At 44.3% G+C, this 7,468-nt stretch carries 8 protein-coding genes; 4 read left to right on the top strand and 4 right to left on the bottom strand.

The features are described 5' to 3' along the window. Positions 1–824: 824 nt before the first annotated feature. A complete protein-coding gene (locus P5674_RS03810) occupies positions 825–1,937 on the bottom strand; it encodes an ABC transporter ATP-binding protein (RefSeq protein ID WP_014275885.1) in 1,113 nt (370 codons plus the stop codon). Between the two features lie 436 nt (positions 1,938–2,373). On the opposite strand from P5674_RS03810, the gene P5674_RS03805 reads away from it, so the two are divergent. Together P5674_RS03805 and P5674_RS03800 are read left to right on the top strand one after the other, a co-directional pair. Beyond that, a complete protein-coding gene (locus P5674_RS03805; RefSeq protein ID WP_014275886.1) occupies positions 2,374–3,546 on the top strand; it encodes an amino acid ABC transporter permease in 1,173 nt (390 codons plus the stop codon). A gap of 94 nt (positions 3,547–3,640) precedes the next feature. Continuing rightward, positions 3,641–4,858, top strand: coding sequence for an amino acid ABC transporter permease (locus P5674_RS03800; RefSeq protein WP_014275887.1), 1,218 nt, complete (start codon positions 3,641–3,643; stop codon positions 4,856–4,858). Positions 4,859–4,938: 80 nt separating this feature from the next. On the opposite strand, the gene petL is transcribed toward P5674_RS03800, so the two are convergent. Further along, on the bottom strand, positions 4,939–5,040 hold the full coding sequence (gene petL / locus P5674_RS26540; RefSeq protein WP_431620630.1) for a cytochrome b6-f complex subunit PetL: 102 nt from the start codon (positions 5,038–5,040) through the stop codon (positions 4,939–4,941). Between the two features lie 107 nt (positions 5,041–5,147). On the opposite strand from petL, the gene aroB reads away from it, so the two are divergent. Then, positions 5,148–6,245: a 3-dehydroquinate synthase gene (gene aroB / locus P5674_RS03795; RefSeq protein WP_014275888.1), complete on the top strand. Its 1,098-nt coding sequence runs from the start codon at positions 5,148–5,150 to the stop codon at positions 6,243–6,245. Between the two features lie 299 nt (positions 6,246–6,544). On the opposite strand, the gene P5674_RS03790 is transcribed toward aroB, so the two are convergent. Both P5674_RS03790 and P5674_RS03785 read right to left on the bottom strand, forming a co-directional pair. After that, on the bottom strand, positions 6,545–6,763 hold the full coding sequence (locus tag P5674_RS03790) for a BrnA antitoxin family protein (RefSeq protein WP_006615775.1): 219 nt from the start codon (positions 6,761–6,763) through the stop codon (positions 6,545–6,547). A 19-nt stretch (positions 6,764–6,782) separates the two neighbouring features. Further along, a complete protein-coding gene (locus P5674_RS03785) occupies positions 6,783–7,106 on the bottom strand; it encodes a BrnT family toxin (protein ID WP_315669810.1) in 324 nt (107 codons plus the stop codon). A 74-nt stretch (positions 7,107–7,180) separates the two neighbouring features. On the opposite strand from P5674_RS03785, the gene P5674_RS03780 reads away from it, so the two are divergent. After that, a complete protein-coding gene (locus tag P5674_RS03780; RefSeq protein WP_315669809.1) occupies positions 7,181–7,423 on the top strand; it encodes a hypothetical protein in 243 nt (80 codons plus the stop codon). Positions 7,424–7,468: the final 45 nt, after the last annotated feature.

Raw genomic sequence — 7,468 nt, 5'->3', positions numbered from 1 at the left:
TAACTGTGATTGTAAATCAGCCACAGTAGATTTCTGCTGTTCCAATTGCTGTTGTAGCTTTTGAGAGTCACCCAGTTGGCTTTGGAGTTGATTAATAGTTTTCTGATTTTGCTGTTTCAGGGCTTCATGGTCTTCGAGTGAAACCGTGTTCGCCAGTTTACTCTCAAGTTCTACAATCCGTTTAAGCTGTTTTTTAAGGTCAGTAATTGAGTCTTTATGTTGTTGGAGTTCTTGCTGAACGTCATGATACTCCTTAGCCGGAACACTATTTTCCAGTTGCACTTGTAATTCTGGCAACTGACCTAGTTTTTGTTCGAGTTCAGCGATAGTATTCGCCTGTTCTATAACTTGTTTTTGCAGGGTTTCGTATTCCTGCTGAAGTTGATCATATTCAGCCGATCGCTTTTCTAATTCTGCTGTAAGAGCCGGGCTATCATCTGATTGAGAATCAACTTCTGTTTGTGTATTGGTGTTAGCCAGGCTAATAGTTGTGCCTTCTTCATCCATAGAGATATTAAAGTCACCCCTAGCAATACGTTCGACAAATTCCGAACGCGACAGACCCAACTCCTTAGCAGTTGTGCTTAATAATTTAGCTCCTGTTGGTGTCAGTGACACCCCAATTTTTACCTTAGTTTCTGAATACAAAGTCGTGACTCCCCGTTTTTTCTTTCTTGGCATTACCCCCTCCTCAGCCGTTATACAACTTAGCTGGTCTAACCAGATCTTACCAAAAATCGATCACAATTCAACCTATAGTTAATCTTTGTGATCAGAACCGGAAAAATTTAAAGTTTTGTAAAGCAAAATTCGGGGGTACTACCCTAATGGGGAACCGAGACATAAGCTGATGTCCGAGTCTCAGAGCCGGAAACAGCGGGAAACACGCGCACCGAGTCTTGAGGAAACATCACCTGTACCCGCATACCGACAGGAAGCGATCGCCCTCCGAAGGGAGTACGAGCAATCAGTTCACCTCCAGAAGGAACCTGTAAACAATAATGAAGTTCGCGACCCAAAAACTGGCGATCGCGAATCACCACCGAAGCCGTTTCGTCAGGTTTGAGGATAAAATCTTCTTGTCGCACCATCAAATCTGCTTTTTCAGTTATATCGGAATCATCATTAGAGGCGATCGCAAAACAACCCACCTCAGTTTCCCACAAATTCCCCCGGCGTTGAGCTGGGATAAAATTAGCCTGGGTAACAAACTCCGCCACAAACCGAGAAGCCGGTTCTAGGTAAATTTTCTCTGGAGTCCCCCACTGTTCCAAATGTCCATGGCGCATTACCGCCACCCAGTCAGAAATTGATAAAGCCTCTTCCTGGTCATGGGTAACAAACACCGCTGATGCTCTTGCTGCTTTCAGAATTTGGCGCAATTCCTGACGCAATTTCAGCCGCACTTGTACATCTAAATTACTCAGGGGTTCATCCAATAACACCAACGTAGGACCAGGAGCCAAGGCTCGTGCTAAAGCCACCCGTTGCTGCTGTCCCCCAGAGATTTCATGGGGATAGCGATCGGCATATCCCGACAACCCCACCAATTCTAACACTTCCGCCACTCGCAACTGTAGTTGTTTGGGGGATTTTTTGCGGAGAATTTCCAAACCAAAAGCAATATTTTGGGCTACTGTCAGGTGAGGAAACAAGGCATAATTCTGGAACACCATACCCACCCCCCGACGTTCTGGGGGAATCCACTCTTTAGACCCAGAAACCACCTGTCCCGCAATCTCTACCACTCCCCTATCTGGCTGTTCAAACCCTGCAATTATTCGCAACAGAGTAGTTTTACCACATCCAGACGGACCCAATAGACCCAGGATATCTCCGTGGTTCAAGGTGATGCTTATATCCTCGACGGCGGAGGTGTTAGTATTGGGATACTGCTTTGATATCCCTACCATATCCAAGATAGCAGACTCAGACATCGTTAGTTCTGTTAACCTTCCTTTAACTGTGTGCCGGGTTTATTGATAAACTTTGTAATCAATACCCCCTACCATCATAGGGCATTATTCGTATATATTCTCACTAAGTCCGTGTCAAGTCTGATGGAATTTTTCCCATAGCCTGATTTTACCTGGTCTCTGGGGAAACCATCAGGGGGTCATCGCTAGAAAATAAACCCCTCTCTAGGTGGTCGCCGCCATGTCTCAGGTTTTCCTAGTGAGTTGCCAGTGAACTCCATGGGCTAATTTTGTATTATGATCATCCCAGTTATTGTGGGCGGGAAAATTAACTAATGATAAAGACTCTCAATAACTGTCTAAAAATCAGTAGTTAATTCGTAGCAATTTTGACGGCTATTTTAGGAGTAGTTAATTATGCTGAAAACTCCGCACCCCAAATCACAAATCAGGGAAAATGACAACGAATCCAAATCAACCAAAAATCCCCCTTTGGCGAGACGATCGCTTTGGGAAAATTGCGTTTCAGGTAATCATCCTAGTAATTGTGATCGCGATTATTAGTATATTTACCATGAACCTGAATCAGAACCTACAAAGAAGCGGAATTAGGTTCGGATTCGGATTTTTAAATAGTACCGCCGGATTTGCGATCGGTGAAAGTATCATCCCCTACCAACCGACGGACCCTTATAGACAGGTTCTCCTAGCGGGTTTAGTAAACACGCTGCGAGTGATGTTTTTTGGGATTATCCTAACTACCATTGTCGGAATTATTGCGGGAATTTCGTATTTTTCCAGTAACTGGCTAGTGCGTCAAATTGGGTTAGTATATGTAGAAATAGTCAGAAATACACCCCTACTGCTACAACTACTATTCTGGTATGGGATATTTCTACAACTACCCTCAGTTAGCGATCGCCTGGGGGTTTTTGATGCGATTTTCCTAACTCAGCGGGGGATTTTCATTCCTTGGCCATCTAGTTCTTTAATCTGGGTGTGGTTAGGGTTTTTGGTAATAGCGGCGATCGCCTCATTTTGGATATGGAAACAACGCACTAAAATAATGGTAGAAAAGGGTGCTTCTGGTCAACCGCAATTAATCGCCCTAGGTATCATCGCCTTAGTATCGTTGTTAATCATCCTGTTTGGTTTTGGTTGGGAAGTTCCCGCCATCACCGGAACCGAAAATAATCCGGTTTTACGAGGTGGTCTCAGGCTAACTATTGAATTTAGTGCTTTGTTAGTGGGGTTAGTATTTTATACTGCCGCTTACATTGCCGAAATTGTTCGCGCCGGGATTCAATCTGTAGCCAAAGGACAATGGGAAGCCGCCCGGTCTCTAGGGTTAAAACCAGGTTTAGTCATGCGTCTAGTCGTATTTCCCCAGGCTTTGCGGGTGATTATTCCTCCTCTCAATAGTCAATATTTGAACTTGGCAAAAAATTCCAGTTTAGCGATCGCCGTAGCTTACGCTGACCTGTATAATGTTGCCAATACCACCTTTAACCAGAGTGGGAGGGCGGTAGAGGTCATGGTAATTATTATGGCAACCTATCTAACCATCAACCTGATTATTTCCCTATTTATGAACTTCCTTAATCGCCGGGTTCAACTTCAGGAAAGATAACTACAGTTAACCAAGACTACCAGGGGGGTTTAAGAAACTCTCAAAACCCCTCACCTTTCCCCACCATGACAGTTAATAATTACCTATTCTGAAAATGACAGCCAATCCTCAACCTACCTTAACCCGTCAAGCCCCTTCCCAGTCAAGAGACTTTCCCCAATGGCTGCGTGATAACCTGTTTAATACCTGGTATAATGGCTTATTTACCATGGCGATCGCCAGTTTCCTGCTGTGGATGTTAATAGGCTTTGTATCCTGGGCGAGAGTGACCGCCAAATGGGAAGTAATTCCCGCCAATTTGCACTTATTTATGGTCGGTCGGTTTCCCAGTGATCAATATTGGCGCTTGTGGTTATTGTTGGGAATAGTTAGCATTTTATCAGGTTTGACCTGGGGATTTTTAGCCCGCCGCCAAACCATCCTCTTCAGCCAAAATATTGTCATTTCCCTGAGTGTGGTCGCCATGTTAATGGCTTTAGTACCAACTCCGATACCTTATCGTATAATGGCGATCGCCCTATTATTTATCCTAGTAGTTAGCAGTTGGGGAGGGCGCAAAATTGCCAGCCGGAAACCGCAACTAGGAAAATGGCTGCCATTTTCTTGGTTTATGCTATTAATTATCAGCCTGTGGTTAATAGGTGGCGGCTTAGGATTAAGGGGAGTTTCCACCGACCTATGGGGAGGATTAATGCTAACCCTGCTGATGTCAGTAATTAGCATTTTACTATGTTTTCCCCTGGGGGTTTTATTAGCTTTAGGTAGACAAAGTGATTTACCAGTAATTAGAGGATTATCTATCGCCTATATTGAAGTTATCAGAGGCTTACCCCTAATTACCATCCTGTTTATGGGTCAAATTCTTCTCCCCCTATTTTTACCAGAAGGAATGCGACCCGATCGCATTTTGAGGGCGATCGTAGGTTTGACCATGTTTAGTTCAGCCTACCTAGCAGAAAACGTCCGAGGCGGACTACAAGCCATCCCCAGAGGTCAATATGAAGCAGCAAAAGCCCTAGGTATTAATGCACCTTTAACTATGGCTTTAATCATCTTACCCCAAGCCTTAAAAATCTCCATCCCTTCCATTGTCGGTCAGTTTATTAGTCTCTTTCAAGATACCACCCTATTAGCCATAGTCGGACTGGTAGAATTGCTAGGGATCAGCCGTTCAATTTTAGCTAACCCGCGATTTTTGGGACGCTATGCGGAGGTTTATCTATTCGTGGGTATCCTCTACTGGCTATTCTGTTATTTAATGTCTTTAGCCAGTCGGAAATTGGAGAAACAACTCAATACGGAAAATCGCTGATTTCCCCGATCATAGATTAATGCTGCATCGGCGAATCAGATTAAGTTCGCAGATACAGCATTATCAGTCTATGAGACTATTTAGATCAGTTTTACCAGTCGCAGGGTGAACATAATGCCAGCCGCCGCACCGATAGCTACTACATACAGTAAAGCATAAGCGATCGCACCATCAATGGTCATGGTCAATATCTCCCGATAAGTCAACTTTTGCATCTTCCATTGAAACACGAGGTGCGCTAGAATACAGCCTCATAGGGGAAATTAGCGGAATTTACGAGGAAGCCATCATGTCGTCTGTAATTCGGGTTAATTTAGGGCCAATGTCCTATGATATTTCTGTGGCGGCGGGGAATTTAGACCGCTTGGGGTCTTTGATGTCTTCCCTGAAGTTAGGAAAAAAAGCCCTATTGGTATCTAACCCGGAAATTTTTGCACATTACGGAGAAAGGGCGATCGCCTCAATAGAGAATGCTGGCTTTCAGGTGTCCTCGGTAGTCCTTCCCGCTGGAGAACAGTATAAAACACTCTCCACCGTCCAATCTATCTATAATAGCGCCCTAGAACACCGCCTAGAACGTAGTTCTACTATGATCGCTTTGGGGGGGGGAGTCATTGGAGATATGACCGGCTTTGCTGCTGCTACCTGGCTGCGGGGAATTAATGTCCTACAGGTTCCCACGTCTCTATTAGCCATGGTGGATGCTTCTATTGGTGGGAAAACAGGGGTAAATCATCCCCAGGGTAAAAATTTGATTGGCGCTTTTCATCAACCCCGTTTAGTGGTAATAGACCCGGAAGTTTTGACAACTCTACCAGTCCGAGAATTTCGGGCGGGAATGGCGGAGGTGATTAAATATGGGGTGATTTGGGATAAACAGTTATTTGAGCGCCTAGAAGAGGCAGATAACCTCGACAGCATTGATGATTTGAGCGGGGAACTACTGACAGAAATTATAGTCCGTTCCTGTCAAAGTAAGGCTGATGTGGTTAGCAAGGACGAAAAGGAATCGGGACTGAGGGCGATTTTGAATTATGGTCATACTATCGGTCATGGGGTGGAGAGTCTGACAGGATATTTGGAATTGGTACACGGGGAAGCGGTGGCTATTGGGATGGTTGCTGCTGGTCAAATTGCGGTAAAGATGCAATTATGGGGAAATGATAGCGATCGCCGCCAGGAATTACTGATTAAAAAGGCAGGTTTACCTATTCATCTTCCCCAAGGATTAAAGATTGATAAAATTATCGATATCCTGCAAACTGATAAGAAGGTGAAAGATGGTCAAGTCCGGTTTATTCTCCCTCGGGAAATTGGCACAGTCACTATTAGCGATCGAGTCCCCTCCCAGACTATTGCTGATGTATTAGCCACAATGGACAATTAACAATTAATAATTAATAATTTTAGCCATGTAGGTTGGGTGAAACGCAGTGAAACCCAACATGATGGAGAGATGGTGTTGTTAGGTTGACCGTGGAGGGGGGCGGGTTTATTAATCTTACTGCTGGGAAATGTGGTTGACTGTGGAACCCGCCCCTACAGAATATCGGAAATGTGGTTGACTACTTCCCAAAACCCTAGCCATGTAGGTTGGGTGAAACGCAGTGAAACCCAACATGATGGAGAGATGGTGGCGTTGGGTTTCGTACCTCCACCCAACCTACTCAAATTGGGGAAAAAAGACTATTGCTGGGCTTCCATATACGATCGCAGTAAACGATTAATCTCAGTCTGATAACTCTGACCTTGCGATTTAAACCAGTCTAAAACATCACTATCAATACTTAAAGTCACTTGTGTTTTGGTCTGATAATTAGGTGAACCTCGCCTAACTACTGCTTTAGTAACCATTTCTGGCGTAATTTCTGGACAATCAGAAAAATCAATTTCTTCATCAGTCATCCGGTCTAGTCGGTTCCAGTCAGTTTGAGAGTTGCTCGAAGTAAATTTGTTGTTCATATTTAGTAGCTTTTCTCGCAGAAATAATCCTAATATATTCTTCTTGTTCTGTATAGACAATAGCGACCACTCGCCCTTGCAACAAACCCAAAGTCACAAACCTCTGCTCTCCATAATTGGATCGGTCATCTTCAAAGGTTACGATATCTCCATCAAAAACAAGGGGAACATCAATAAAATCAATGCCATGTTTGCGGAGGTTCGTCAGACGTTTAGTTTCATCCCATTCAAATTCCATGCCTTGACTGTTACTACATATTGTAACTAAATTTTCCCAAAAATTCATATTAACAGAATCAACGGTGGTAATTTTCTCTTACTCCCCAAAACCGCAGCCATGTAGGTTGGGTGAAACCCAACATGATTGAGAGATGGTGGCGTTGGGTTGACCGTGGAGGGGCGGGTTTATTAATCTTACTGCTGGGAAATGTGGTTGACTGTGGAACCCGCCCCTACAGAATATCGGAAATGTGGTTGACTACTTCCCAAAACCCTAGCCATGTAGGTTGGGTGAAACGCAGTGAAACCCAACATGATGGAGAGATGGTGGCGTTGGGTTTCGTACCTCCACCCAACCTACTTCCCAAAACCCTAGCCATGTAGGTTGGGTGAAACGCAGTGAAACCCAACATGATGGAGAGATGGTGG

It is taken from the genome of Limnospira sp. PMC 289.06, assembly GCF_032350395.1.
Lineage (GTDB): Bacteria > Cyanobacteriota > Cyanobacteriia > Cyanobacteriales > Microcoleaceae > Limnospira > Limnospira platensis.
This window is presented reverse-complemented; position numbering and strand designations above follow the sequence as displayed.